General features: G+C 72.1%; 22 protein-coding genes. 8 read left to right on the forward strand and 14 right to left on the reverse strand.

What is annotated here, in order from left to right:
• Nucleotides 1–71: 71 nt before the first annotated feature.
• On the forward strand, nucleotides 72–752 hold the full coding sequence (locus M3148_RS10945) for an HAD hydrolase-like protein (protein ID WP_251304739.1): 681 nt from the start codon (nucleotides 72–74) through the stop codon (nucleotides 750–752).
• A 45-nt stretch (nucleotides 753–797) separates the two neighbouring features.
• Here the strand turns inward: M3148_RS10945 and M3148_RS10950 are convergent, their stop codons facing one another.
• Nucleotides 798–1,247: a DUF4282 domain-containing protein gene (locus M3148_RS10950; RefSeq protein ID WP_251304740.1), complete on the reverse strand. Its 450-nt coding sequence runs from the start codon at nucleotides 1,245–1,247 to the stop codon at nucleotides 798–800.
• A 184-nt stretch (nucleotides 1,248–1,431) separates the two neighbouring features.
• Here M3148_RS10950 and M3148_RS10955 point away from each other — a divergent pair, with 184 nt between their 5' ends.
• The 3 genes from M3148_RS10955 to M3148_RS10965 all read left to right on the forward strand — a co-directional run bounded on the left by M3148_RS10955 (nucleotide 1,432) and on the right by M3148_RS10965 (nucleotide 3,729).
• Nucleotides 1,432–1,710 carry a hypothetical protein gene (locus tag M3148_RS10955; RefSeq protein ID WP_251304741.1) on the forward strand — a complete coding sequence of 93 codons (279 nt, stop codon included), beginning with the start codon at nucleotides 1,432–1,434 and terminating at the stop codon, nucleotides 1,708–1,710.
• A 16-nt stretch (nucleotides 1,711–1,726) separates the two neighbouring features.
• The gene (locus M3148_RS10960; RefSeq protein WP_251304742.1) at nucleotides 1,727–2,569 is read left to right on the forward strand and encodes an SDR family oxidoreductase; all 843 of its coding nucleotides are present in this window, start codon (nucleotides 1,727–1,729) and stop codon (nucleotides 2,567–2,569) included.
• 98 nt (nucleotides 2,570–2,667) lie between these two features.
• Nucleotides 2,668–3,729 carry an ATP-dependent DNA ligase gene (locus M3148_RS10965; RefSeq protein ID WP_251304743.1) on the forward strand — a complete coding sequence of 354 codons (1,062 nt, stop codon included), beginning with the start codon at nucleotides 2,668–2,670 and terminating at the stop codon, nucleotides 3,727–3,729.
• 25 nt (nucleotides 3,730–3,754) lie between these two features.
• Here M3148_RS10965 and M3148_RS10970 read toward each other — a convergent pair whose 3' ends face one another.
• The 6 genes from M3148_RS10970 to M3148_RS10995 all read right to left on the reverse strand — a co-directional run bounded on the left by M3148_RS10970 (nucleotide 3,755) and on the right by M3148_RS10995 (nucleotide 8,793).
• Nucleotides 3,755–3,979, reverse strand: coding sequence for a hypothetical protein (locus M3148_RS10970; protein WP_251304744.1), 225 nt, complete (start codon nucleotides 3,977–3,979; stop codon nucleotides 3,755–3,757).
• Between the two features lie 262 nt (nucleotides 3,980–4,241).
• The gene (locus M3148_RS10975; protein WP_251304890.1) at nucleotides 4,242–4,514 is read right to left on the reverse strand and encodes a metal-sensitive transcriptional regulator; all 273 of its coding nucleotides are present in this window, start codon (nucleotides 4,512–4,514) and stop codon (nucleotides 4,242–4,244) included.
• Between the two features lie 214 nt (nucleotides 4,515–4,728).
• Nucleotides 4,729–6,939 carry a heavy metal translocating P-type ATPase gene (locus M3148_RS10980; protein WP_251304891.1) on the reverse strand — a complete coding sequence of 737 codons (2,211 nt, stop codon included), beginning with the start codon at nucleotides 6,937–6,939 and terminating at the stop codon, nucleotides 4,729–4,731.
• Nucleotides 6,940–7,027: 88 nt separating this feature from the next.
• Nucleotides 7,028–7,666: a YdhK family protein gene (locus M3148_RS10985; protein WP_251304745.1), complete on the reverse strand. Its 639-nt coding sequence runs from the start codon at nucleotides 7,664–7,666 to the stop codon at nucleotides 7,028–7,030.
• On the reverse strand, nucleotides 7,666–7,872 hold the full coding sequence (locus M3148_RS10990) for a heavy-metal-associated domain-containing protein (protein ID WP_251304746.1): 207 nt from the start codon (nucleotides 7,870–7,872) through the stop codon (nucleotides 7,666–7,668). The genes M3148_RS10985 and M3148_RS10990 overlap by 1 nt, the downstream gene beginning before the upstream one ends.
• 540 nt (nucleotides 7,873–8,412) lie before the next feature.
• Nucleotides 8,413–8,793 (reverse strand): DUF488 domain-containing protein, encoded by a 381-nt coding sequence (locus tag M3148_RS10995; RefSeq protein ID WP_285884266.1) that lies wholly within the window; start codon nucleotides 8,791–8,793, stop codon nucleotides 8,413–8,415.
• Nucleotides 8,794–9,418: 625 nt separating this feature from the next.
• Between M3148_RS10995 and M3148_RS11000 the strand changes: the two genes are divergently transcribed.
• Complete coding sequence (locus M3148_RS11000; protein WP_251304748.1) at nucleotides 9,419–10,141, forward strand: FAD-dependent oxidoreductase; 723 nt, start codon at nucleotides 9,419–9,421, stop codon at nucleotides 10,139–10,141.
• A 199-nt stretch (nucleotides 10,142–10,340) separates the two neighbouring features.
• On the opposite strand, the gene ligD is transcribed toward M3148_RS11000, so the two are convergent.
• From ligD to M3148_RS11015, 3 genes are all read right to left on the reverse strand, one after another.
• Complete coding sequence (gene ligD / locus M3148_RS11005; protein ID WP_251304749.1) at nucleotides 10,341–11,408, reverse strand: non-homologous end-joining DNA ligase; 1,068 nt, start codon at nucleotides 11,406–11,408, stop codon at nucleotides 10,341–10,343.
• Nucleotides 11,409–11,630: 222 nt separating this feature from the next.
• Nucleotides 11,631–12,809 (reverse strand): Gfo/Idh/MocA family protein, encoded by a 1,179-nt coding sequence (locus M3148_RS11010; RefSeq protein WP_251304750.1) that lies wholly within the window; start codon nucleotides 12,807–12,809, stop codon nucleotides 11,631–11,633.
• A gap of 86 nt (nucleotides 12,810–12,895) precedes the next feature.
• A complete protein-coding gene (locus tag M3148_RS11015) occupies nucleotides 12,896–15,613 on the reverse strand; it encodes an ATP-binding protein (protein ID WP_251304751.1) in 2,718 nt (905 codons plus the stop codon).
• A gap of 285 nt (nucleotides 15,614–15,898) precedes the next feature.
• Here M3148_RS11015 and M3148_RS11020 point away from each other — a divergent pair, with 285 nt between their 5' ends.
• From M3148_RS11020 to M3148_RS11030, 3 genes are read left to right on the forward strand one after another with little or no spacing between them, the layout of a single operon-like run.
• On the forward strand, nucleotides 15,899–16,852 hold the full coding sequence (locus tag M3148_RS11020; RefSeq protein ID WP_251304752.1) for an ABC transporter ATP-binding protein: 954 nt from the start codon (nucleotides 15,899–15,901) through the stop codon (nucleotides 16,850–16,852).
• 44 nt (nucleotides 16,853–16,896) lie between these two features.
• Nucleotides 16,897–17,616 carry an ABC transporter permease gene (locus M3148_RS11025; RefSeq protein ID WP_251304753.1) on the forward strand — a complete coding sequence of 240 codons (720 nt, stop codon included), beginning with the start codon at nucleotides 16,897–16,899 and terminating at the stop codon, nucleotides 17,614–17,616.
• Nucleotides 17,613–18,170, forward strand: a complete 558-nt coding sequence (locus M3148_RS11030) for a GOLPH3/VPS74 family protein (RefSeq protein WP_251304754.1) — start codon at nucleotides 17,613–17,615, stop codon at nucleotides 18,168–18,170. Before M3148_RS11025 ends, M3148_RS11030 begins: the two co-directional genes overlap by 4 nt.
• A 132-nt stretch (nucleotides 18,171–18,302) precedes the next feature.
• Here the strand turns inward: M3148_RS11030 and M3148_RS11035 are convergent, their stop codons facing one another.
• Genes M3148_RS11035 through M3148_RS11050 form a run of 4 tightly spaced genes read right to left on the reverse strand, consistent with a single transcriptional unit; the run spans nucleotide 18,303 to nucleotide 22,153 of the window.
• On the reverse strand, nucleotides 18,303–19,286 hold the full coding sequence (locus M3148_RS11035; protein WP_251304755.1) for a Gfo/Idh/MocA family oxidoreductase: 984 nt from the start codon (nucleotides 19,284–19,286) through the stop codon (nucleotides 18,303–18,305).
• Entirely contained in the window at nucleotides 19,273–20,286 is a 1,014-nt protein-coding gene (locus M3148_RS11040; RefSeq protein ID WP_251304756.1) for a sugar ABC transporter substrate-binding protein, read from the reverse strand. The genes M3148_RS11035 and M3148_RS11040 overlap by 14 nt, the downstream gene beginning before the upstream one ends.
• Nucleotides 20,283–21,092, reverse strand: coding sequence for an ATP-binding cassette domain-containing protein (locus M3148_RS11045; protein ID WP_251304757.1), 810 nt, complete (start codon nucleotides 21,090–21,092; stop codon nucleotides 20,283–20,285). Before M3148_RS11045 ends, M3148_RS11040 begins: the two co-directional genes overlap by 4 nt.
• Nucleotides 21,089–22,153, reverse strand: coding sequence for an ABC transporter permease (locus M3148_RS11050; RefSeq protein ID WP_251304758.1), 1,065 nt, complete (start codon nucleotides 22,151–22,153; stop codon nucleotides 21,089–21,091). Before M3148_RS11050 ends, M3148_RS11045 begins: the two co-directional genes overlap by 4 nt.
• Nucleotides 22,154–22,247: the final 94 nt, after the last annotated feature.

Genomic DNA, 22,247 nt, shown 5'->3' on the forward strand with positions numbered 1-22,247 from the left:
CGCGGACATCGGTGACGCACCGGTCCGTGCGACCCTGGGGGAAGACCCCGTTCCCCGAGCAAGGACAACGATTGACGCACGCCTCCGCCCCCACCGCCCTCGAGCCGATGAACCCCACGGCCGTCCTCCTCGACCTCGACGGCACGATCAGCGACTCCGGCCCGGTCATCACCGCCTCGATCGCCGAGACGCTCGCACACTTCGGCTACCCGGAGCAGACGCAGGAGGAGCTGCTGCGCTTCGTCGGGCCGCCCATCCGCGATGGCTTCCGCGCCTTCGTCGGCGTGCCGGACGACCAGCTGGCCGCCGTCGTCGGCGACTACCGTGACCGCTACAACGACCGGATGCTCCAGGCCCCGGTCTTCCCGGGCATGGCCGAGCTGGTCCGTGACCTCCATGCACGCGGTGTGCCGCTCGCCCTGGCGACGTCCAAGCGGCAGTCGCTCGCCGTCGTCATCCTCGACGACGCCGGCCTGTCCCCGTACTTCACCGTCACCCGCGGCGCCTCGGAGGACGAGACCCGCGCGGTCAAGGCCGACATCGTCGAGGACGCGCTCGCCGGGCTCCGCGAGCGGGACGTCGACCTCACGCGCGCCGTCATGGTCGGGGACCGCCACCACGACGTCGACGGCGCGGGCGTGCACGGCCTGCCGACCGTTCTCGTCGCGTGGGGCTACGCCCGGCCCGGTGAGGAGGACGGCGCCCACGCCGTCGTCCACGAGGCTGCCGAGCTCGCCCGGCTGCTCTCCTGAGAGACGACTGCGTCCCGTGCCGATCGGCACGGGACGCAGCGTGGCTCAGGAGCGCGGGAGGCCCTGGGCGCGGTGGATGTCGTCGGACATCCGCACGAGCGCGAAGTAGAACTCCAGCGTCATCCGGAAGAACGCGAGGCTGACAACCAGCACGATCGGGCCGATGAGCAGCGCGAGCACGCCGAGGACCGGGTCCGCCGCAAAGCCGGCGAAGACCACGAACAGCCAGTACAGCGCCGAGAGGATCATCACGGCGAGGTACACCCAGCTGACCAGCTTGGGGGTGATGAGGGTGTGGAACTTCCAGTCGAAGAGCGCCGCGAAGAAGTTCTTCGGCGTCTCGCCGCTCGGGCCCTGCGGGGCGGCGGGGGCGCCGTAGCCCCACTGCTGCTGACCGGGCTGGCCGGGCTGCTGCCCGTAGGCGGGCGGGGGCGGCGGGACCTGGCCGGGCTGGCCCTGCTGCGGCTGGTAGGGGCTGGGAGGAGGGGTGGACACGATGGAGCCTTTCCAATCGGGGGTCATCGGGCACCGGCGAGGCTAGCGGAGGCCCGGTGCCTGCCCGGGGACGGCCGGCTCAGGCCCTCTGTGACCCTGGTCACCGGCACCGGATGCGCACGTCCGGGCGCGTGCCTACCGTCGAGGGGCGGCCACGCCCGTGGCCGGCGTAAGGAGGAGAACGATGGCATCCGAGACGAGCACGACGACCGACCACGACGAGATCCGCCGCTGGGTCGAGGAGCACGACGGGAAGCCCGCGAGCGTGCGTGGCACCGAGGGCGGCGACACCGCCGGCATCCTGCGGATCGACTTCCCCGGCGGCGCCGGCACCGACGACCTCGAGCACATCAGCTGGGAGGACTGGTTCGCGAAGTTCGAGGACCAGAAGCTGGCCTTCCTCTACCAGGAGCACAAGGCGAGCGGCGAGGACAGTACCTTCTTCAAGCTCGTCTCCCGCTGACCGGAGGGCACCGACGATGAGCGAGAGCCCCCAGACCGCGCAGCCCGACCCCCGCGAGGACGGCGTCCAGCCCTGGCGCGTCATCGTCACCGGCGCCGACTCGGGCATCGGCAAGGCGAGCGCCGTCGCCCTGGCGGTACCCGGCCGGCACGTCGCCCTCACCTGGCACACCGACGAGGACGGCGCCGAGCGCACCGCCGAGGAGGTCCGCTCGCTGGGCGCGACGGCGCACGTGCGGCGGCTCGACCTCACCGACCCGCAGAGCGGTGCCGCAGTGGTCGATGACCTCGCCGGGGCGATGGGCGGCGTCGACGCGCTCGTCATGTCCTCGGGCACCGGCAGCTCCGAGCTGCTCCTCGACATGGACTTCGCCACCTGGCGCGAGGTGGTGTCAGTGGACCTGGACGGCGCGTTCTGCTGCCTCCAGGCGGCGGCCCGGCACATGGTGGCCGGCGGCACGGGCGGGCGAATCGTGGCGATCACCAGCGTCCACGAGCACGCCCCGCGGGTGGGAGCGGCTCCCTACTGCGCGGCCAAGGGCGGGCTGGGGTTGCTCGTGAAGGTCGCGGCCCTCGAGCTCGCCGAGCACGGGATCACCGTCAACGCCGTCGCCCCCGGCGAGATCGCCACCCCGATGACCGGCCAGGAGGACGAGACCGTCATGGAGGGCAAGGAGCGCCCGGGCATCCCGGTCGCCCGACCCGGTGACGCCCGCGAGATCGCCGCCGTCGTCGCCTTCCTGTGCGGCCCGGAGGCGGGCTACGTCAACGGCGCCTCCTGGGCCGTGGACGGCGGCATGCTCCAGATGGGCCCGCAGGCCGGGTCGCACCTGGACAGCCACGACTGGCGCCGCCCGTAGGAGCCTCTCCCCGCCCGTCGTCCGGACCTCGCGGCTGATTCCGGGAAGCCCGCGCGGACCGGGGGCGCCGCCGTCGCCCGCCCAGTAGCGTCTGGGAGATGGACCTTCCGCTGCTGCCCCCGGTCGCTCCCATGCTCGCGAAGTCCGTCAAGGACGTGCCCGAGGGCGAGTACCTCTACGAGCCGAAGTGGGACGGCTTCCGCGCCATCATCTTCAAGGACGGCGACGACGTCGAGATCGGCAGCCGCAACGAGAAGCCGATGACGCGGTACTTCCCCGAGCTGATCGAGAGCCTGCGCGCCCAGCTGCCCGAGCGCTGCGTCGTCGACGGGGAGATCGTCATCGTCACCGGCGAGCGGCTCGACTTCGAGGCGCTGCTCCAGCGCATCCATCCCGCCGACTCGCGCGTGCGGCTGCTGGCCGAGCAGACGCCGGCGTCCTTTGTCGCCTTCGACCTTCTCGCGTTGGGCGACGAGGATCTCACCGGGCTGGCGATGGCCCAGCGGCGGGAGCGCCTGGAAGAGGCGCTCGCCGGCGCGCAGGCTCCGGTTCACCTCACCCGCGCCACCACCAACACGGCGCTGGCCCGCGAGTGGCTCGACCTCTTCGAGGGCGCCGGGCTCGACGGCGTCGTCTCCAAGCCGCTCGACCTCACCTACCAGCCCAACAAGCGGCTCATGCTCAAGACGAAGCACGAGCGCACCGCCGACTGCGTGCTCGCCGGTTTCCGCTGGCACAAGAGCGGCGACGTCGTCGGCTCCCTCCTCCTGGGCCTGTACGACGACGGCGGGAAGCTCCAGCACGTGGGCGTGGCGTCCTCCTTCACGATGAAGCGCCGTGCCGAGCTCGTCAAGGAGCTCGCGCCGCTGCGCCTGGCCGAGGGCGAGGACCACCCGTGGGGCGACTGGGAGAACGCCGCCGCCCACGAGAAGAACCGGCTGCCGGGCGCGCAGAGCCGCTGGTCGGCCGGCAAGGACCTGTCCTTTGTCCCGCTGCGCCCCGAGCGGGTCCTCGAGGTGGCTTACGACCACATGGAGGGCACCCGCTTCCGGCACAGCGCCCAGTTCCGCCGGTGGCGCCCCGACCGCGAGCCGGGGTCCTGCGGCTACGAGCAGCTCGAGGAGCCGGTGAAGTTCGACCTGGCCGACGTCCTGCGCTGACCGCAAGGCGATCGCCGTTGGGTTGTTACATCGATGCAGTCGCGCTGACTGTTCGTGCGTCGTGTCGCCAGTGCCGCCACCCATCGGCCCGACCGCCGGGCAACAGCAGCGCGCCGGGGGCGAGGATGTAGCCGTTGACGATCCAGGGCAGGTGGAGGGGGTCCACGCGCAGCTCGTCCTGGATGCTGGGCGGGGCGATGTTCACGATCGAGTCATCGAGCACGATCACCAGCTGGGCCGTCGCGCTCACGAGAAGGCACATGAGCCCCCGCGGGGCTCGGCCTTCGTCAGCGTCTGGACCACGTGACGTCTCCTCCTTCCTGCGTGTGGCGTCGGGCCGCCGAGGACGCGGTGGTGGCGTCGCGCGGCCGCGGCGTCGGGTACGACGGCGGGTAACCCCGCTTGTCAGCGGACGTTCGGGAGACGGAGCCCCGCTCGTGCGTCAGCGGTCGAAGGGCAGCGGGCTGTTTCGGTTGCCAGCGGGCCCGCGTGTGTTGCCGGGGGTGGGCTGATCAGGAGCGCACGAGCCGCTTGATGGCGTCGCTGGCTTCCTGGAGCTTCTCCCGGGCAGCGGCGTCGTCGCCGAGCCGGGCGGCGTCGAGGACGCAGTGCTTGAGGTGGTCGTCGAGCAGACCGGTGGCCACGGTCTGCAGGGCCCGGGTGAGCGCGCTGACCTGGGTGAGGATGTCGATGCAGTACTTCTCCTCGTCGATCATCCTCGCGATGCCGCGGGCCTGGCCCTCGATGCGCTTCATGCGCGTCAGGTAGCGGTTCTTGTCGCTGATGTATCCGTGCTCGTGCTCGCCGTCGGACTCCGGTTCAGCGACCTGCGCGACCCCACCGCCACAGCAGCCGGCGTCGGTGAGGAGATCCCGGTGGCCGTTCTCGGGAGCCTCCGGGCCGATGGTGCTGCAGCAGTCCGCGGCGGCGGATGCATCGGTCGTCATGGTCATGGTGCCTTTCGTTCGTCGAGTGAGGGTGGAGGTGCGTGGCTCGGGGTTACGTCGTGACGCTGCGGAATCCGCGCAGGCGCAGGCTGTTGCCGACGACGAAGACGCTGGAGAACGCCATCGCCGCACCGGCGAGCATCGGGTTGAGCATGCCCAGCGCCGCGACCGGGATGGCCGCGACGTTGTAGGCGAAGGCCCAGAACAGGTTCGTCTTGATCGTGCCCAGGGTCTTGCGGGAGAGGCGGATGGCATCGACCGCCGCGCGCAGGTCGCCGCGCACGAGGGTGATGTCGGAGGCCTCGATCGCGACGTCGGTGCCGGTGCCCATCGCCAGACCGAGGTCGGCCTGGGCCAGGGCGGGGGCGTCGTTGACGCCGTCCCCGACCATCGCCACGACCCTGCCCTCGCCCTGGAGACGCGCGACGACGTCGACCTTGTCCTTCGGAAGCACCTCGGCGATGACTTCATCGATGCCGACCTCGACCGCGATCTGCTCTGCCACTGCGGTGTTGTCGCCGGTCAGGAGCACCGGGGTCAGGCCGAGCTGCTTGAGCTCGGCGATGGCCTGTGCGCTGGTGGGCTTGACGGCGTCGGCGACGACGATCACGCCGCGCGCGTGCCCGTCCCAACCGACAGCGACGACGGTCTTGCCCTCGCGCTCTGCCTGAGCCTTCGCCTCGGCGACGGGGAGGGAGAGCCTTTGGGACCAGTCGGCCAGCAGCGACTCCCGGCCGACGACGACGGACGTGCCGTTGACGATGCCCTGCACGCCCTTGCCCTCGATGTTGGCGAAGTCCTCGGGCGCCGGCAGTGCGCCGATCTCCTCGGCCGCGGCCTTGGCGATCGCCTGGGCGATCGGGTGCTCGGAGGCGTTCTCCAGGGCCCCGGCCAGGCGCAGCAGCTCGGCGCGGTCGACGCCGGGCTCGGTGATGGCGTCGACGAAGGTCATCTTTCCGGTGGTGACGGTGCCGGTCTTGTCGAGCACGACGGTGTCGACCTTGCGCGTGGACTCCAGCACCTCGGGGCCCTTGATGAGCACACCCATCTGCGCGCCGCGGCCGGTGCCGACCAGCAGCGCGGTCGGGGTTGCCAGGCCGAGGGCGCAGGGGCAGGCGATGACGAGAACAGCGACCGCGGCGGTGAATGCGGCCGAGGTCGGGAACCCGGCCCCGAGCCAAGCGCCGAGGGCCGCGACGGCGATGACGATGACGATTGGGACGAACACCCCGGAGATGCGATCGGCCAGGCGCTGAACCTCGGCCTTGCCGGACTGGGCGTCCTCGACGAGCCTGGCCATCTGCGCCAGCTGCGTGTCGGATCCGACGCGGGTTGCGCGCACCACCAGGCGGCCGCCGGCGTTCACGGTCGCCCCGCTCACGGAGTCGCCCTCCGCGACCTCGACGGGCACGGACTCACCGGTGAGCATGGAGGCGTCCACGGCGGAGGTGCCGGCGACCACGTCGCCGTCGGTGGCGATCTTCTCCCCGGGGCGGACGACGAACTCGTCGCCGACGGCCAGCTCGGAGGACGGGATCTTCACCTCGGCCCCGTCGCGCAGGACAGAGACCTCCTTGGCGCCGAGCTCGAGCATGGCGCGCAGCGCGGCACCGGCCTGGCGCTTGGAGCGCTTCTCGAAGTAGCGGCCGGCGAGGATGAACATCGTCACCCCGGCCCCGACCTCGAGGTAGATGTTCGCAGCTCCGTCGGACGGCGCGATGGTGAGCTCGAACGCGTGCGTCATGCCCGGCTCTCCGGCGGTGCCGAGGAACAGGGCGTACAGCGACCAGAGGAACGCCGCGGTCGTGCCCATGGAGATGAGGGTGTCCATCGTCGCCGTGCCGTGCTTGAGGTTGGTCCAGGCCGCCTTGTGGAACGGCCAGGCGGCCCACACGATCACCGGCGCGGCCAGCGCGAGCGAGGCCCACTGCCAGTACGTGAACTGCAGCGCGGGGATCATCGCCATCGCGACCACTGGCACGGTGAGCACGACCGACCCGATCAATCGGTGCCTGAGCGACGTCAGCTCGGGACCGGCCGCACCATCGTCCTCAGCTGTGGATGCGGTCGCCTCGGTCTGCTTCGGCTTCGGCAGGACGGCGGTGTAGCCGGTCTTCTCGACCTCGCTGATCAACAGCTGCGGGTCATAGCCTCCGGGCGCGGTGACCCTGGCCTTCTCGGTGGCGTAGTTGACCGTCGCCGAGACGCCGTCGAGCTTGTTCAGCTTCTTCTCGATCCGGTTCGCGCACGACGCGCAGGTCATCCCGCCGATCTCCAGCTCGATGCTGGCGTCCGCGACCGGCTGTGTCTGGGTGCTCACTTTTCCTCTTCTCGTCCTCCGTGCCGCCTCGTCAGTGGGCGGGGTGGATCTCGCTCTCGACGACCCACTTGTGGTTGGTCATCGTCATCTCGTCGCTCTCGATGTCGACCATGTAGACCGTCTCCTGGGTGGAGTGGTCGATCGTCGCCGTCGCACCTTGCATCCCCGCCATGTGCTCGGCCTCCAGCACAACCTGGGTGCCGTCGACCAACGGCGCAGCGCCCGGGCTCTCGAGCTCCTCGTGGACGACCCACTTGTGGTCGACCACGGGCTCGCCGTCGTCGATGGGTGTGTAGCTGACCGAGTAGGTGGTCGTGGTGAACGCCCCGGAGATCGTCGCCTCCGCTCCATCCATGCCCGGCATGTGATCGGCGGCGAGAATGACCTCCGTGCCGACCGGGTACGTGGGGTCCGTGGCGGTCTGGATGCCCGCAGGCGGAGTGCCGCCGTCGGTGGGGTGGTCGTGGCCGGCCATGCCGCCGGCCTCCTGCTGCCCGTGGCTGCTGCTGTTCATGTCGTCCGCTCCTTCGCTGTGGCCGTTCACCTGGCTCTGCTGCGCCCACGACTCCACGGCGCCGTCGGGGACGACGACGCCGGCGAGCCCGTAGGCCCCGCCGAACGCCACCACCAGACCAGCGCCGTAGAGCGCGAGCCGTGCCGCGGCTCTCATCAGGCCCGCTCGGCCGTGTACCCGGCCTCCTCGACCGCAGCGAGGACCTGCGCGTCGTCGACGCCCTCACCGGTCACGACGAGCTTGCCGGTCTGCGCGCTGACCTGGACGTCCTCGACGCCGACAAGTTCGCCGACCTCCTCGCGCACCGACATCTCGCAGTGCCCGCACGTCATGCCCGTCACCTGGTACTCGATCGCAGCCATCGCATGCCCTCCTTCACCGGATACCCCCGCTGGGTATCTACCGATGGCACAACTGTATACCCCCCACGGGTATTCCTAAATCGGGGGCCGGGCGCAGCGACGAGAGCTCGACGCGGTCGATGGGACCCTGCAGCCCGGTGCCGTCGGCGTCTGTGGCCACTCCGTTGCGTCCCCGACGGTGAGGAGAGTGTGGCCGTCACTGGTGACGCGCGCCCAGCCCGCGGCCTGCTCGTCGGTGGCGACTTCCTCTGGCCGACGAACGGCCGTAGCTCGTGGCTGGCGGGGCGCCCACCGACCGTGACGACGCGTCCTCTCATGTCCGCCACCGATGGGCCACCGTCCGAACCAGCGGCCCAGGCCACAGGACATCGATCGCAAAGGACGGTCCGGCGCGCCCCGAAACACGTCTGCGAGGATCTCCCAGGCCGCGGGGTCGGGGGCCGACGGGGTCGGAAGTCTCGGCTCTCAGGCCGGTGGCCGGGGCGCTACTGACCGAGAACCATCGCGGCACCATCGCCGCTGCGCCGTGGAAGCACCGGGCTAGTGTCCGTGCCTGGGGTTACCGCGCAGCAGTGTGGCGAGCACCTGGGCCTCGCTGACGTCAGGGTGCTTCGTGGCGGTGATCAGCGTCAGGGGCCCGCGCTCGGCCAGGTCGCGGAGGTGCTCAAGTGCTGCTGCACGTTCGGGCTCGTCGAGCTCGGCGCGGTACCGGTGTTCAAACTCCTCGAAGCGTGCTGGGTCGTGGGCGTACCACTTGCGTAGCGCCGTCGACGGCGCAATCGCTCTGCACCATTCATCCAGGTCGGCTCTGTCCTTGCTGACTCCGCGCGGCCAGAGGCGGTCGACCAGCACGCGCGCGCCATCGGTTGGTCGCGGCTCCTCGTACGCACGGCGGACCGTCACCTCTGGCCTGTGCACCATGACAACCTCTTCTCCTCGCGCGAGCGCGCTTCGCCGCTCATTCCTTGCTGCTGCCGTGCCGAACGTCGCGATGCTCCTCGCACCGGGAGGAGAAGGCGGAATGCCACAGGGGCACCCCGGCGCCGGACCTCACGTCCAGGCGGATGCACGGCGGCGTCATAGTGATGGTCCTCGTCCTGTGAGCCACCGAGCTGCTCGACTCGTGCCTGCTCCCGGCGTCGATGCACGCACCAACCTGTAGGTCCACGCTCTGCCTCCACGTCCCGCCCTTGCATCTTCTGCTCAGCCGCGAGTTAATGCAAGGAACACTCCGTGAAAACAGGAGCTATGAGCACCCACGGCCAGGCTCCGGGTCCGGGCCAAGAACTGGGACCCCGGTCAGCGGCGGAAACGTCACCGCCGACAAGACTTCGAGCCCCGGCGTTGCAGCTCCCCGCCCGGAAGAACTCCCGGCCAGGGTCGTGCCAAGGCAGGCCGATGAGGGCCAGCGGTACTGATCGTCATGCCGCCACCTTGGCACCGCTGGCCGAGATCTCAGCGAGCAGCTCCAGAACGCTCGGTCCACGTGGATCGCCACACTGGGTCACCGTCGCCCAGGACAACACGTCAGGAAGGGGCCAGGATCATGGCACTGCCGAGGACGAGGCTGCTTGAACGGAACGAGATCGCCGACGACACTATGGTCTTCTCCTTCGAGAAGCCCCCGGGTTTCGAGTACACGGCCGGCCAGTTCGCCGACTACACGCTGCTGGATCCCGCCGAGATCGACGCCGAAGGAGCCACTCGAGGCTTCTCGTTGACCAGCGCCCCGTACGAACCGCACCTGATGGCCGCCACCAGGCTTCGCGACACCGCCTTCAAACGCGTCCTGAAGACCATGCCCCTCGGCACAGAGCTCGCACTCGACGCCCCGTACGGCTCTTTCACCCTCCACCACAACGTGGGCAGGCCCGCGGTCTTCCTCACCGGAGGGATCGGCATCACCCCGGTCCGCAGCATCGCCCTGCAAGCGGCCCACGACCGTACCGGTCACAAGATCATCGTCCTCTACTCGAACAAGCGCCCCGAGGAGGCTGCCTTCCTCGCCGAGCTGCGCAGGCTCGGAGAGACCGAGGAGAACTTCACGCTCGTCCCGACCATGACACGGCCAGAGACTTCGGAACACAGCTGGGACGGCGAGACCGGCCACGTGGACAAGGCCATGCTCTCCCGTTACATCGACGACGTGGCCGCTCCTATCTACTACCTCAGCGGCCCCGCGACGATGGTGACCGCCATGCGCACGGTCCTCAACGACGTCGGCGTCGACGCCGACGACCTCCGGACCGAGGAGTTCACCGGCTACTGACCTACCGGCCCGCGCCCCCACCTCACTGCCCATCCGCGGGCCGTGGACAGCCCACGTTCTCGCACCGCTGGACGTCGGAGTCGGGTCACGCCTCGACGTAGAGCCGGGACTGGTCGTGCCTCACCGTGCGGGGTGACGGGACACTGTCGTTCGCTTCTCCGGTGGCGGGTCGCTGTCCGGAGCGACCATCGAGTCCTCCTCAAGGCAGGCCGTCCGACTTCTTCGCCCGTGACGGCTGCACGCGCGCCGGCTCGCCGGGCATCTTCGGGTACTCGGGCGGGTAGGGCAGGTCGCTGTGCCCCTGGGCCTCCTGCCCTGCGTAGAGCTCGAGGAGCGGGGTCAGGTCGTGGGCGACGTCGTCGATCTCGGCGTGCAGGTCCCCGAGCTCGGCGAAGCGGGCCGGCATGGTGCGGACGGTGAGGTCACGCGGGTCGACGTCGGGCAGCTCGTCCCAGGTGACGGGCGCGGAGACGGGGGCGTGGGCCAGGGGCCGGATGCTGTAGGCGCTGGCGATCGTGCGGTCGCGGGCGTTCTGGTTGTAGTCGACGAAGATCGTCTGCCCGCGCTCCTCCTTCCACCAGTTCGTCGTCACCTTGCCCGGCATGCGCCGCTCGAGCTCGCGACCAAAGGCGATGGCCGCGTGGCGCACCTGGGTGAAGTCCCACTGCGGCTCGATCCGCACGTAGATGTGCACGCCCCGGTTGCCGGAGGTCTTGGGGAAGCCCCGCCAGCCGAGCTCGGCGAGGTACTCGCGGGCGACCGCCGCCACCTCGACGGCGTCGGCGAAGTCGGTGCCCGGCTGGGGGTCGAGGTCGATGCGCAGCTCGTCGGGGTGGTCGACGTCGTCGCGCCGCACCGGCCACGGGTGGAAGGTGATCGTGCCGAGGTTCGCTGCCCAGGCGACGGCGGCGAGCTCGGTGGGGCACAGCTCGTCGGCGGTGCGGCCGCTGGGGAAGGCGATCTCGACCGTCTCGATCCAGTCCGGCACCCCCTTCGCCGGCACACGCTTCTGGTAGAAGGCGTCGCCGTGCGGGTCGTTGCGGGTGGCCCGCTTCATCCCCTCGCGCACGCCCTTGGGCCAGCGCTCGAGGGTGACCGGCCGCTCGCGGAGCGCGCGCAGGATCCCGTCACCGACGGCGAGGTAGTAGTCGACGACCTCGCGCTTGGTGATCCCCGGCTCCGGGAAGATGATCCGGTCCGAGCTCGTGATGCGCACGGGCCGTCCGGCCACGTCGATCTCGACGGCGGGGCTCTTCGTCGGTGCCATGGCCAGACGCTACCGTCCCGGTCCCGCGTGGCCCACCGCTGAACCCGACCGTCGTGCTTTCCAGCGACTTGTCACTTACTCGCGCCGCGGTGGTCGAGCCGCCGCCCTATGGCCCAGACATGTGCCACAACCGCTCTCGACACGCCCGGGTGACGTGCCGGGCACCCGGCGTGTCGCGCCGACAAGCGGGTCTTTGTGGCACATGGGGCTCCTCCTCACGCGTCAGCGGTCGTAGGTCGTCCCGGGGACGGACGGCACGGCGTGCCACGCGCCGTCGGCGGCCGAGGCGACGACTGCCTCCCCCACCGCCGCAGCGGCCCACCCGTCCGCCACGGACGGGGCGCGCTGCTCGCCGGTGAGCACGGACCGGAGGAACAGGGACGCCTCGATCGTCTTGAGGTCGTCGAAGCCCATGCTCGTCCCCGCCCCGGGTTGGAAGCGCGCGAACTCGCCGTGCTCCGGGCCGGCCATGACGGTGCGGTAGCCGCCCCGCTCGTCGGCGACCTGCAGCTCGTTGAGCCGCTCGAAGCTCCACCGCACCGAGCCGCGCGTGCCGTAGACCTCGGCGACGTACTCGGCCCGCGGTCCGTGCGCGACGCGGCTGGCCTCAAGGGTCCCGACGGCGCCGGACTCGAACCGCACCAGCGCGGCGGCGTGGTCCTCGTTCTCCACCGCACCGAGCTCCTCCCCGACCTCGTAGCCGCCGTGGCCCACCCCGAGCCGGGTCGGCACCGGGCGCTGGGCGATGAACGTGCTCGTCGTCGCCGTCACCTCGGTGATGCGGCCGACGAGCTGCTGGACGAGGTCCGCGCCGTGCGAGAGCAGGTCCCCGACGACCCCCGGGCCGGCGAGCGCGCGCTCGTAGCGCCAGGTGAGCGGGGCGTCCGGGGACGCGGCGTAGTCGGCGAGCAGGCAGGCCCGCACGGTGGTCACGCGGCCCAGCGCACCGGAGCGGACGAGCTCACGGGCGTGGGCGATCGCCGGCGCGTGGCGGTAGTTGAAGCCGACGGCGGTGACCAGGCCGCGGGTCGTCGCGGCCCGGGCGATGGCCTCGCTGTCCGCGACCCCGACGCCCATCGGCTTCTCGATCCAGAACGGCTTGCCGGCGGCGGCCGCGGCGAGGGCGATCTCGCGGTGGAGGTGGTTGGGGGCGCAGATCGAGACGACGTCGACGTCCGGGCGCGCGAGCACCGCGCGCCAGTCCGGGCTCGCGTCGGCGAAGCCGAGATGGTCGACGGCGGCCTGCCGGGTGTGCTCGTGCGGGTCCGCGGCGACGAGGAGGAGCGGGTCGACGCGCAGCTCGGGATAGCGCTCGGGCACGCCCCGGTAGCTGCGGGCATGCAGGCGTCCCATCCAGCCCAGACCGATGACGCCGACGCCGATGCGTCGTCGCGGTGCCACCACCACTCGTCCTCCTCGACACGTCGGCGGAGGGGCCTCCGTCCCGGGTGATCGTGCGCGACCCCATCCTGCCCCCGCCGTCGTCCTCAGGGAAGGGAGACCTCTCGCAGCTGACGGCGGGAGGTGATGCCGAGCTTCGCGAAGATGCTGCGCAGGTGTGCCTCGATGGTGCGCGGGCTGAGGAAGAGCTGGGCACCGACTTCCCGCGACGTCGCGCCGGTCGCCACCAGCCGGGCGATGTGCAGCTCGTGCGGCGTGAGCGTGTCGGCCGGCTGGACGGACCGCTTGCGTGGGTGCTCACCGGTGGCCTGCAGCTCGCGGGCTGCCCGAGCGGCGAAGGCCTCGGCCCCCATCGCCGAGAGGCTCCCGTGGGCGGTCCGGAGCTGCTCGCGGGCGTCCTTGCGTCGGCCCTCGCGGCGCAGCCACTCGCCGTAGACGAGGTGGGCGCGGGCGGTGTACGCGCCCATCAGGGAGCTCTCGAGGTGCTCGATCGCCTCGAGGTAGAGGTCCTCGGCGCGGGGGCCGGTACTCGTCAGCGCCCGTGCGCAGGCCGCCGTCCCCAGGGCCCACCGGGTGCCGCTGGCCTCGGCCCGGGAACCGAGCTGGTCGACCGCGGACGCGGCGAGCTCCGGCGTTCCCGCACGGGCACACGCCTCGACGTACTCCGGGATGCTCGAGCTCCTGAGCGCCAGCTCCGGCGACCGGCAGGCGCTCGTTGCCGCCTCCTGCGCGGCCGGGTAGTTGCCGAGTCCGTTGTGGAGGACCGCCAGCGCGTACTGGGCCTGGGCGGCGTCCGTGCTCCCGTCGGGGTGGGTGGAGTCCTGAGCGGTGCTGGCGGTGAGGGCGGTGGTCGCGGCCTCGTCTCCCCGCCACGCGCCCAGGATGACCTGCGCGTGCGGGAGCTGGACGCCGCCGGTCGCCTGGGTGATCGTCGCCGCCTCTGCTGCCAGCTCGGTCGCCCGGCCCAGCCGGCCCATGAGGACCGAGGTGATCGACAGGAGGTTGAGGGCAGTGGGAAGCGTCGCGAGTGCCCCGGCGGTGCGCGCCCGCTGGACGTTGCGGGTGGCCAGCGCGTGGACGAGCTCGTCGTCGAGGAGCCCCACCGCCGTACGCCCGGCGAGCCAGAGCCAGGCGTCGTCGTGGCGGTCCGGCTCGGGACCGGTGTAGGCGCCGTCCCGGAACGCCTCCAGGGCGTGCCGCAGCTGCGGCACGCCGCTCGCGTACCCCTGCGTCAGTGCCGTCGCGAGGCCGTCGAGGAGGAGGTCCACCGGGCGGGCGGGTGACTCGGAGGCGGGAGCGGTCCGTACCGCCTCGGCGATGCCCACCGCGTCCCCGCCGTTGAGGATCGCCGCGTCCAGCGCGTGCAGGTGGGTCTCGCGCGACAGGGCGGGCTCGAGCGGTGCGAGCATCCGGGCGGCGTGCAGCAGCATCCCGGGGACCTCGGGGTCCCGTCGCAGGTGGAACGCGACATGGGCGCGCAGCAGCTCGACGCGGGCACGCTCGGAAACATCCAGCGGCCCCGCCGCGGCGACGCCCAGGAGTGACAGCGCCGCCTCGGACGCCCCGGCACGGTGCTTGGCCTCCGCCGCCTCCAGCGCCCGCCGCGCTCGCTGGACAGGCTCGGAGGAGAGCTCGGCCGCCTCCTGGAGGAACGCGGCAGCGGCCGCCAGTCCACCGCGGTCCCGCGCCCGGGTGGCCAGCCGCTCCACCTCGCCGGCGACCTCCTCGTCGACCCCGAGCACCGCCCGGGCGCGGTGCCAGGCCAGCCGGTCGGGATCACGGGACGGATCGGTGGCCGAGGCCAGCGCACGGTGCGCACGACGGCGGTCCGCGGGACTGGCGACGCCGTACACGGCCGAACGCGCGAGCGGGTGGCGGAAGCGCACCCGGCTGTCGATCTCCAGCAGCCCGGCCGCCTCCGCCGGCGCGGCTGCATCGGCCGCAATCCCCAGGTGCGCCGCGGCCCGCCACAGCAGGGCCACCTCCCCCGTCGGCTCGGCCGCAGCGACCAGCAGCAGCTGTTGGGTCGCGGGCGGCAGGCCGCTCGAGCGCCGTCGGAAGCTCTCCTCGACACGGTGGGGAACGCTCGCGGGGTCGGGCAGCTCGAACCCGCCGGCCAGCCGTGCGGGCGGCGCGCCCAGGGGCAGCTCCACCAGCGCCAGGGGGTTCCCCCGGGACTCGGCGATGATCCGGTCCCGCACCCCGTCGTCGAGCGGTGCGTGCACCCCGGCGCTCAGGAGGGTGCGTGCCTCCTCCTCGCTGAGCGCACCCAGGCGGAGCTCGGGCAGGCCGGCGAACGCGCGGACCACCGGGCCGTCACGCACCGCAAAGGCCATCGCCACCCGCTCGGCCACCAGGCGTCTCGCGACGAATGCCAGCACCTGCGCCGACGCCTCGTCCAGCCACTGAGCGTCGTCGACGAGGCACAGGATCGGCCTCTCCTCTGCTGCCTCGGCGATGAGGTTGAGCGTCGCCAGCCCGACGAGGAACCGGTCGGGCGCGGCGCCGGCGCGCTGACCGAAGGCCACGGCGAGGGCGGAGTGCTGGGGAGCGGGCAGCGCGTCGGCCCGGCTCAGCAGCGGCGCGCACAGCTGGTGCAGGCCGGCGAAGGCGAACTGGGCCTCCGCCTCCACTCCCACGAGCGTCTCCACGCGGAACGCCGCACCGGCCGCGTTCCGGGCGTGCTCGAGCAGCGCGGTCTTGCCGATCCCGGCCTCGCCTCGGACGACGAGCGTCCCGCTGCGCCCGGACCTGGCCAGCGCGAGGAGCTGCTCGACCGTGTCGCGCTCCGCACGGCGGCCCACGAGGTGCACCAGGTCCGGCCCCCATCCGAGTCCGACTGAGCTCTCTTGCACCGATCTACGTAGCTCCTACCGACGCGAACACTACCCGCCCTGCCCGTCGTCGCGGGCCGGAACGGTCACCGGACCGGGCCATCGCCGCAGGTGCACGCGGTGCCGGCCCTCTTGGCAGCGGCCGGCCGTGGCCCTCGCCACGCGGCGGCACAGCGGTGGTTCCCACCGACGCGAGGACGCCACCGGCGGTGCGAATCTCCAGGTACCACCCCATCGACCCAGGAGGTCACCATCATGGAACACCAGCTCACGGAGGGGACGGCCGCATCGGCCACCCGCGCACCCCTCGGAGGGCCCTCGCCCGGGCCTGTCGTCGAGGTCGAGGCGCTGAACGTCGACTACGGCGACTTCCGGGCGGTGAAGGACCTCTCCTTCCAGGTGCAGCGCGGCGAGCTGTACGCCCTCCTCGGCACGAACGGCGCGGGCAAGACCTCCGCGCTCGAGGTGATCGAGGGGCACCGCACGCCCTCCTCGGGCGCGGTGCGGGTGTTCGGCACGAGCCCCACCGACCGCGCGGCGGTGCGTCCCCGGATGGGGATCATGCTGCAGGAGAGCGGCTTCGCTGCCGACCTGACGGTCACGGAGTCGGTGCGGCTCATCGGGCGGCTCACCGGCCGGTCCGACACGGTCGAGCGCGTCCTCGATGCCGTCGACCTCACCCGCAAGGGCAGCACCCGGGTCGAGCAGCTGTCCGGCGGTGAGAAGCGACGTCTCGACTTCGCCACCGCGGTCTACGGACGACCGGAGCTCATCATCCTTGACGAGCCCACCACCGGACTGGACATCCAGTCCCGTGACGCCCTCTGGAACGTCGTGGAAGGCCTGCGGGCGGACGGCACGACCGTCATCCTCACCACGCACTACCTCGAGGAGGCGCAGCAGCGGGCCGACCGCGTCGGCCTCATGCACCAGGGCACCTTCCGGCACGAGGGCACGGTCGCCGACCTCACCCGCACCCTGCCGGCCTCGATCCAGTTCACGCTGCCGCCCGGCGCCCCGACCCCGCCGCTGGCCACCGCCCCAGCTGACGCGGCCTACCGCCTGGAGACCTACCAGCTGCAGCGCGAGCTCAAGCGGCTCCTCGACTGGGCCGAGACCAACGGCGTCGAGCTGCTCGACCTGTCGGCCGCCCCGACCCGGCTCGACGACGTCTTCCGCGCCATCGACACCGCACCCGCCAGCTCGTGACACCCCGACCACCGACAATTCGACAACCCGACAAGGACCTCACCATGTTGACCATCGCCCGGAGCGAGCTCATCCAGCTCCTCCGCGACCGGACCGCACTGTTCACCAGCCTCCTCATGCCGCTGGCCGCCAGCGTCTTCTTCATCTACAACCGCGACCTGTTCGTCGGCGCAGGCGGCCTCGGCTACATCGCCGTCCTGCTCGTCTTCACCCTCGCCGCGTTCAGCCTCTACGCCACCGTGGTGACCACCCTCGCCGCCCGGCGACAGAACCTGTTCCTCAAGCGGCTGCGCTCCACCGCCGCCACCGACCCCGCCATCGTGTCGGGGCTGGTGCTGCCGGTGAGCGTGATCTCCCTCGTCCAGGCGAGCGTCATCCTCGCCGTCCTCGCCGTCGTCAGCGACGCCCCGGCCAACATCCCGCTCCTCGCGGTGGCGGTCGCTGCCGCGTTCGCGATGATGCTCGCCCTGGGGATGGCCACCTCCGGGGTGACGAACTCCTCCGAGCGCGCCCAGATCACCACTCTCCCGGTCAGCCTGGGCATCGTTGCGGTCGCCATGTGGGTAGGCGTCTCCGGCGCAGAGGACCTCCCGCTGCTCAAGCGGCTGCTTCCCGGAGGGGCAGCGACCGAGCTGATGGTCCACGCCTGGAACGGGGGGTACCCGATCGGCGACTCGCTCCTGCTGCTCGCCCCCACCCTCGCCTGGGTCTGGGTCGCGGTCGCGCTGGCCACCCGGTTCTTCCGCTGGGAACCGCGGCGATGAGCGGCCGGACCGGCGCGCCCGTCCCGGCCGACCGGACACTGGCGGAGGACCTGCTCCTCCTGCTCTTCCAGCCCGGGTCAGGGACCATCGCCGGCGAGGGCACCCTCTCCTACGTGCTCGCCGGGGCGGTGCTCGCCGAGCTGGGGCTGGGCGGGCACGTCCACGCCGCGGCGGGGCGGCTGGGTTCCACGACCGTGTCCGCCGTCCCGCGCCGCCCGCCGGCGGACCGTCTGCTGCGCGAGAGCTGGGAGTACGTCTCCGACAGGGCCCGCGGCGTGCAGACGGTCCTGCCGGCGACCGGCCCCACGCTGCGCGAGCCGCTGCTGGACCGTCTGGTGGAGCGCGGTGACCTCCGCCGGAGCACCCGCAGGGCGCTCGGGCTGTTCTCGGTGTCGGTGCTCGAGGAGGGCGCCACGGGCCGTCGGTCGGCGCTGCTCACCGAGCTCCGCGCCGTGCTGGCCGACGGCGAGCCCGTCCCGCGTGTCGCCGCGCTCGCCGCGCCAGTGGCGCCCTGCCCCAGCTCCACCCGGACGTCCCGTGGACCTCCCGGGTGATCGCCCGCGCGGAGGCGCTCCAGGACGGCCAGTGGGAAGCCGGCGCGGCGGCCGAGGCAGTAGGCCGGACCGTGATGGCGTACCTCCTCTCCGTCACCGCCGCAGCGTCGCACCCGTAGCGGGGGCGCTCGCTCAGCCGGGCGGGACGGCGACCCGGCGGCCCGTCGCCAACGACTCGATGCCGGCGGCGGCGACGACGGCGGCCCGGTGGCCGTCCTCCGCGGAGGCACCTGTCGCTCCCCCGCGAGACGCGGCGGCCACCCAGGCAGTGAGCTCGGCGCGGTAGGCCTCGGCAAAGCGTTCCCGGAAGTCCGCGGCCACGGCGACGCCGGCCCGGCCGTCGCGGGCCACGTCCAGCCGGGCCGGCGGGCGCAGGCTCACCGCCCCCTCGGTCCCGACCACCTCGCACCGCACGTCGTAGCCGTACCGCGCGCTGAGGAAGACCTCGACCGTCGCGAGCACCCGTCCCCCGCCGAGCTCGACGACGGCGAGCTGCGGCTCGCGCAGCCCCTCCGTCCGCGGGGAGCGCACCTCGATGCCCGTCACCGGCAGGCCGGTGAGCCACGGGAGGATGTCGAGTTCGTGAACCATCGAGTTGCCCACGACGCCCTCGGTCGTCGCCTCCGGGTGCGGGGAGGCATTGCGGTGGACGCAGTGGAGGAGCACCGGCTCACCGACCCGGCCGCCGAGCACCGCCTCGCGCAGCTCGAGGTAGCCGGGGTCGAAGCGGCGCATGAAGCCCACGGTCACCAGTTGCCGGCCGGCCGCCTCCTCCGCGGCCACGACCTGCGCCGTCTCCGCCACGCCCACGCCCAGCGGCTTCTCGCACAGCACCGGCTTGCCCGCCGCGAGGCAGGCGAGGGTGAGCGGCGCGTGCGTGTGGTCGGGAGAGGCGATGACGACGGCGTCGACCTCCGCGTCCGCGATGAGCCCCTCCGCGCTGCCCGCCACCCGGGCGCCCACGGACGCCGCCACCTTCCGTGCCCGGTGGGCGTCGACGTCGTGCACCGCGACCACACGCGCGCCGGGGACGTGCTCGCTCAGCGCGACCACGTGCTCGGCGCCCATGGCGCCGAGCCCCACGACCCCGACGCGCAGCAGCTCAGCCTGCGACATCCTCGTCGGCGGCCTGCTCCTCGAGCTGGGCGCCGTACTCCTCGGCGTTCTCCTGCGTGACGACCGTGACGCCGGTGTCGACGCGCTCCTCGATGGTGCCGCCCTCGAGCAGCTCGACGGCCAGCTCCACGCTCGTGCGGCCCATCTCGTAGGAGTTCTGCGCGATGCTCGCGTCCAGCTCCCCGGCCGTCATCGAGGCGACCGCGTCGCTCGTGCCGTCCACGCCGATGACGAGGATGTCCTCCATCGCCAGGCCCGCCGACTTGATCGCCTCCAACGCGCCCAGCGCCATGTCGTCGTTCGCGGCGAAGACGATGGACACGTCGGGGTTGGACTGGAGGATGTCGGCCATGACCGAGCGACCCTCCGCACGGTCGGAGTTGGCGGCGAGGTCCGCGACGACTTCGATGCCGCTGTCGGCGATCGTCTCGAGCGCACCGTCGATGCGGGAGTCGGTCGACGGGTTGCCTGGCACGCCGCGGATGACGGCGATGGAGCCGGTGTCCGTCTGCTCGAGGATGTACTCCCCCGCCGTGACACCCGCCTGGTAGTTGTCCGTGCCGACGAAGGTCTCCTTGCCGTCCCAGCCCTCGATGTCGGTGTCCACGAGCAGCACGGGGATGTCCGCGGCGACGGCCTGCTCGAGGATCGGCTGGAGCTGCTCGGCCTGCGTCGGGGCGACGACGAGCGCGTCGACCTGCTGGGTGATCGCCGCGCGGACCTTGTCGATCTGCTCCTGAACCTGGGTCTCGGCGGTGGCGCCGGCGAGGGTGACCTCCACGCCCGCGGCCTCCCCGCCGTCCTCCACGCCGCCGGCCACCTGGAGCCAGAACGGCGAGGACAGCGTCTTGAGGACGACGGCGACCGTGTACTCCCCCTCGCCGTCACCTCCGCCGTCGTCGGTCCCGCCCCCGCTGTCGTCCCCGCCGCAGGCGGCGAGGACGAGGGTGCCGGTGAGGGCTGCCGCGCCGAGCGCGGCCGTGCGTCGGGTGAGCCTCATTGCTGGTGTCCCTTCTTCGAGGCGCCCTCGGTGGCGCCGACGATCATTGCGACCATGTCCTGCGCCGTCTCCGGGGAGGGACGCGTGCTGCCGACGACGCGGCCCTGCCGCATGACGACGGCGTTGTCGCACACCTGGACGACGTGGTCCATGTTGTGCGAGATGAGGATGATGGAGATCCCGTGCTCCTCGGGCAGCCGCCGGATGACGTCGAGGACGTTGCGGGTCTCCCGCACCCCGAGCGCCGCCGTCGGCTCGTCGAGGATGAGCACCCGGCGGGCGAAGGCGACCGCCCGGGCGACGGCGATGGCCTGGCGCTGCCCGCCGGACATGAGGCCGACGTGGCCCTTGAGGTCGGGCAGGTGGACTTGGAGGGTCCTCAGCCGCTCCTCGACGTCCCGGCGCATCGCCTTGCGGTCGAGCCAGCCGAGGCCGCGCCAGCCGCGGGGCTTCGTCAGCTCCTGGCCGACGTAGAGGTTGGTGGCGACGTCGAGGTTGTCGAAGAGCGCGAGGTCCTGGTAGACCGCCTCGATGCCGTGGTTGCGGGCCCCGGTGGGGCTGGTGACCGCCACCCGCTCACCGTCGAGGAGGATCTCCCCCTCGTCGAGCTGGTGGACGCCGGTGACAGCCTTGATGAGCGTCGACTTGCCGGCGCCGTTGTCGCCGAGCAGCCCGAGCACCTCCCCGCGGTGGACGGCGAGGTCCACGCCGGCCAGCGCGGTGACCGCGCCGAAGCGCTTGACGGCGCCGCGCACCTCGAGGACCGGCACGGTGCCGGGAGCGTGCTCCGCCGTCGTCGTCGTCATGTCCCCGCCTCCGTCTCCTCGGTCCGGACCACCCGCAGCCGCGTCTCCAGCCGGGAGCGGACGACGTCGAGCTCGACGGCGATGACGACGGCGGTGCCCAGGGCCACGTACTGCCAGCTGCTCTGGACGTTCATGAGGTTGAGGCCGTTCTGGATGACCCCGAGGATGAGGGCGCCGACGAGGGTGCCGACGACGGTGCCGCGGCCGCCGAAGAAGCTCGCCCCGCCGATGATGACGGCGGCGATCGCGGACAGCTCCATGAGGTTGCCGGCCGTGGGGTAGGCGGAGTTCGTCTGGCCGGAGACGACGATGGCGGCGGTCCCGGCGCTCATCCCGCTGAGGACGTAGACCGAGATGAGCACCCTGTCGACGGGGACGCCCACGCGGCGCGCCGCCTCCCGGTTGCCGCCGATGGCGTAGATCCACTGCCCCCAGGTGATACGGCGCAGCAGGACGTAGGTGAGGAGGGCGAGCACAGCGACGAGGACGACGGCGTAGGGCACGTAGCCGATCCGGCCCGAGCCGATCGCGGTGACGGAGGCGGGCATCCCGGTGATGGGCTGTCCCTCGCTGACGATGAGCGCGACGCCGCGCGCGACCATGAGCATGGCGAGGGTCGGCAGGAAGGGGTGGGGCAGCTTGCCCTTGACGAAGAGCGTGCCGTTGACCCCGCCCGCCAGGCCGCCGGCGAGGATCATCGTCGGGGTGACGAGCCAGCCCGAGACGAGGTCGAGCTCGCGGATCCACAGGGCACCGAAGATGCTCGACATGGCGATGACCGAGCCCTGCGACAGGTCGATGCCGGCGGTGACGATGACGAGCAGCTGACCGAGCGCGAGGATCGCGACGACGGACGCCTCCAGGCCCACGTTGCCGAGGTTGACCGGCGAGAGGAACAGCGGGTTGAGCACCGCGAGCACCGCCATGATGATGGCGAGCAGGAGCACCGGCCCGAGCCGCACGACGGTGAGGGCGGAGTGCAGCCCCCGGCTCTGCCGGCCCGGGCGCCCCGAGGCGGGGCCGCCCGGTGGTGCGGCTTCGCGGTCAGCAACGGCCGTCATCGGCAGTCCCCTCGTCGGTCCAGGGGCAGGTGACCGCCCCGTCGCGCCCAGTGTGGTGCCGGTCATACGCACTGTCAAGGATTGTCCGGACAAT

The sequence above is a fragment of the Georgenia satyanarayanai genome (assembly GCF_023715365.1).
Taxonomy (GTDB): Bacteria; Actinomycetota; Actinomycetes; order Actinomycetales; family Actinomycetaceae; genus Oceanitalea; species Oceanitalea satyanarayanai_B.

What these genes read in the sequence shown, in the direction of transcription:
- M3148_RS11035 (WP_251304755.1), bottom strand. Translation starts at nt 19,286, where the DNA reads ATGTCGCAGGCTGAGCTGCTGCGCGTCGGGGTCGTGGGGCTCGGCGCC.
- M3148_RS11050 (WP_251304758.1), bottom strand. Translation starts at nt 22,153, where the DNA reads ATGACGGCCGTTGCTGACCGCGAAGCCGCACCACCGGGCGGCCCCGCC.
- ligD (WP_251304749.1), bottom strand. Translation starts at nt 11,408, where the DNA reads ATGGCACCGACGAAGAGCCCCGCCGTCGAGATCGACGTGGCCGGACGG.
- M3148_RS11000 (WP_251304748.1), top strand. Translation starts at nt 9,419, where the DNA reads ATGGCACTGCCGAGGACGAGGCTGCTTGAACGGAACGAGATCGCCGAC.
- M3148_RS11020 (WP_251304752.1), top strand. Translation starts at nt 15,899, where the DNA reads ATGGAACACCAGCTCACGGAGGGGACGGCCGCATCGGCCACCCGCGCA.
- M3148_RS10980 (WP_251304891.1), bottom strand. Translation starts at nt 6,939, where the DNA reads ATGACCTGCGCGTCGTGCGCGAACCGGATCGAGAAGAAGCTGAACAAG.
- M3148_RS10995 (WP_285884266.1), bottom strand. Translation starts at nt 8,793, where the DNA reads ATGGTGCACAGGCCAGAGGTGACGGTCCGCCGTGCGTACGAGGAGCCG.
- M3148_RS11045 (WP_251304757.1), bottom strand. Translation starts at nt 21,092, where the DNA reads ATGACGACGACGACGGCGGAGCACGCTCCCGGCACCGTGCCGGTCCTC.
- M3148_RS10955 (WP_251304741.1), top strand. Translation starts at nt 1,432, where the DNA reads ATGGCATCCGAGACGAGCACGACGACCGACCACGACGAGATCCGCCGC.
- M3148_RS11040 (WP_251304756.1), bottom strand. Translation starts at nt 20,286, where the DNA reads ATGAGGCTCACCCGACGCACGGCCGCGCTCGGCGCGGCAGCCCTCACC.
- M3148_RS10985 (WP_251304745.1), bottom strand. Translation starts at nt 7,666, where the DNA reads ATGAGAGCCGCGGCACGGCTCGCGCTCTACGGCGCTGGTCTGGTGGTG.
- M3148_RS10965 (WP_251304743.1), top strand. Translation starts at nt 2,668, where the DNA reads ATGGACCTTCCGCTGCTGCCCCCGGTCGCTCCCATGCTCGCGAAGTCC.
- M3148_RS10990 (WP_251304746.1), bottom strand. Translation starts at nt 7,872, where the DNA reads ATGGCTGCGATCGAGTACCAGGTGACGGGCATGACGTGCGGGCACTGC.
- M3148_RS10960 (WP_251304742.1), top strand. Translation starts at nt 1,727, where the DNA reads ATGAGCGAGAGCCCCCAGACCGCGCAGCCCGACCCCCGCGAGGACGGC.
- M3148_RS11025 (WP_251304753.1), top strand. Translation starts at nt 16,897, where the DNA reads ATGTTGACCATCGCCCGGAGCGAGCTCATCCAGCTCCTCCGCGACCGG.
- M3148_RS11030 (WP_251304754.1), top strand. Translation starts at nt 17,613, where the DNA reads ATGAGCGGCCGGACCGGCGCGCCCGTCCCGGCCGACCGGACACTGGCG.